This is a genomic window from Streptomyces sp. NPDC004667 (assembly GCF_040609475.1).
Classification (GTDB): Bacteria; Actinomycetota; Actinomycetes; order Streptomycetales; family Streptomycetaceae; genus Streptomyces.
In genome coordinates, this window is sequence record NZ_JBEXKC010000239.1 from 1 (window position 1) to 2,249 (window position 2,249).

The following is a 2,249-nucleotide window of genomic DNA, read 5'->3' on the forward strand; positions in this document are numbered from 1 at the left end:
CGCCCCGCCGCACGGGGCGGCCCGGTCCCTGAGGGCGCCTCCGTACCGCACGGCAGGGCCGGGGTGTCCATCAGCCGTTGAGGTTGTGCATGTACTCCGCGGCGTAGCGGTCGCCGGAGGCGATGCCGCGGGGGGCGACGGCTTCGATCGCGGCGATGTCCTCATCGGTGATCGTCACGCCGGTGGCGGCGATGTTCTCCTCCAGATAGCCGCGCCGCTTGGTCCCCGGGATCGGCACCGCGCCCCGGCGGAGCACCCAGGCGAGGGCCAGCTGGGAGGGGGTGACCTTCTTGGCCTCCGCGAGGCGCCGGACGGCGTCGACGACCGCGAGGTTGCGGGCGAAGTTCTCCCCCTGGAAGCGGGGGTCCGTCCGGCGGAAGTCGTCCTCGGCGAAGTCGTCGGGGCTGGTGATGGCGCCGGACAGGAAGCCGCGGCCCAGCGGGGAGTAGGCGACCAGGCCGATGCCGAGCTCGTCCAGGGTGGCCTGCACGCCGTTGTCCTCCAGGCCCCGCTCGAACAGGGAGTACTCGGTCTGCACGGCCGTCAGGGGGTGGACGGCGTGCGCGCGCCGGATGGTGGCCGCGGCGGCCTCGCTGATGCCGAGGTAGCGGACCTTGCCCGCGGTGACGAGCTCCGCCATGGCGCCGATGCTCTCCTCGATGGGCACGTCCGGGTCGACGCGGTGCAGGTAGTACAGATCGATGTGGTCGGTGCCCAGGTGGCGCAGCGAGCGGTCGGCGGCACGGTGGATGTAGGAGCGGCTGCCGTTGTGGCCGCGGACGGCGCCGTCGTCGTCGATCTCGATGCCGGTCTTGGTGGCGATGACCACCTGGTCGCGGCGACCGGCGACGGCCTTGCCGACCAGCTGCTCGTTGACGAAGGGGCCGTAGCCCTCGGCAGTGTCCAGCAGGGTGACGCCCAGCTCCAGCGCCCGGTCGATGGTGGCGAGCGATTCGGTTTCGTCGGTGGCCCCGTAGAAGGCGCTCATGCCCATGCAGCCGAGGCCTTCGGCGCCGACCTGCAGCCCCTGGGAGCCGAGTGCGCGCAGTTCCATGGTGTTCTCCTTGAGGGGGAAGTGACTGGTCCGGCCAGGAAGTAACTAACTGGTTATCTACACGATGCACGAGCCTTGGCCTCCATGTCAATAACCAGATAGTTACTTGCTAGCCTGGGGCTCATGGCACGTGATTCCAGCGCAACGAAGGCCCGTATCCTCGCGGCCGCCTTCGACGAGTTCGCCGAGTACGGTATCGCCGGGGCCCGGGTCGACCGCATCGCCGACACGGCCGGGGCGAACAAGCGGATGATCTACGTCTACTACGGCAACAAGGAAGGCCTGTTCGACCAGGTGCTCCTGCAGGCCGTGGAGCAGGGCGCGGAATCGGTCCCCTTCGACGCGCGGAACCTGCCCCGCTACGCCGGCGCCATTTTCGACCACCTCACGGCCGACCCGCGGCTCGTGCGGCTGGTGATGTGGAAGCGACTGGAGCGCCCGGAGGCCACCGCCCTGGAGGCGGAGGCGTACGCACGCAAGGCGGCTTCCCTGGCCGCTGCGCAGCGCGACGGGCGGGTCGACCCCACACACGACCCGGCCGACCTGCTCATCCTGGTCCTGGGCCTGGCCCAGGCCTGGTACACCACGACCGGTGGTGGCGGGAGCGCCGAAGAGCACCGCTCCGGCCATCGTGCGGCCGTGGTCGACGCCGTTGCCCGTCTGGTCGAGGTCCGCGACCCCGCCCCGCGGAACCCGGCCGACTGACACGCCTGCTCCCCTCCCGGGCGGGGAGCCGACGCCCTCGGGGCGTGATCGCGGCGGCCGACGGGGAACAGGCGATGGTATGCCGCACGTCGCACGTCCTCCCGCCCCTCCCCTCCGCCGCCGCCTCCTGCGTCAGCTGCTGTCCAGGCGGCGGGACCCCGTGGTCGTGCAGAGCGTACGGTCCACCGGCGCCGCGGTGGTGTCGTACGTCATCGCGCTCCGGCTCAGCGACGAGCCCGCTCCGCTGACGGCCCCGCTCACGGCCCTCCTGGTGGTCCAGGTCACCCTGTACTCCACGCTCACGACCGGGGTGCGCCGGGTGAACTCGGTCGTGGCCGGGGTCCTGGTCGCGATCGGGTTCAGTGCGCTCGTGGGCCTGACCTGGTGGAGCCTCGGGCTCGTCATCCTGGCCTCACTGGTGGTCGGGCACCTGGTCCGGGTCGACGAGTTCGTCCCGGAGGTGGCCATCAGCGCGATGCTGGTCCTCGGC

The 2,249-nt window shown here is 71.3% G+C and carries 3 protein-coding genes; 2 read left to right on the plus strand and 1 reads right to left on the minus strand.

The window, feature by feature from the left end:
• Positions 1-70: 70 nt before the first annotated feature.
• Positions 71-1,054 (minus strand): aldo/keto reductase, encoded by a 984-nt coding sequence (locus tag ABZW32_RS39670; RefSeq protein ID WP_356225762.1) that lies wholly within the window; start codon positions 1,052-1,054, stop codon positions 71-73.
• Between the two features lie 123 nt (positions 1,055-1,177).
• Here ABZW32_RS39670 and ABZW32_RS39675 point away from each other — a divergent pair, with 123 nt between their 5' ends.
• Positions 1,178-1,759: a TetR family transcriptional regulator gene (locus ABZW32_RS39675; protein ID WP_356225764.1), complete on the plus strand. Its 582-nt coding sequence runs from the start codon at positions 1,178-1,180 to the stop codon at positions 1,757-1,759.
• A gap of 79 nt (positions 1,760-1,838) precedes the next feature.
• Positions 1,839-2,249, plus strand: a 411-nt coding sequence (locus tag ABZW32_RS39680) for an aromatic acid exporter family protein (RefSeq protein WP_356225766.1), incomplete at its 3' end; no start/stop codon positions are given.

Excerpts from the sequence above, each read along its gene's own strand:
- ABZW32_RS39670 (WP_356225762.1), bottom strand. The coding sequence starts at position 1,054 with ATGGAACTGCGCGCACTCGGCTCCCAGGGGCTGCAGGTCGGCGCCGAA.
- ABZW32_RS39675 (WP_356225764.1), top strand. The coding sequence starts at position 1,178 with ATGGCACGTGATTCCAGCGCAACGAAGGCCCGTATCCTCGCGGCCGCC.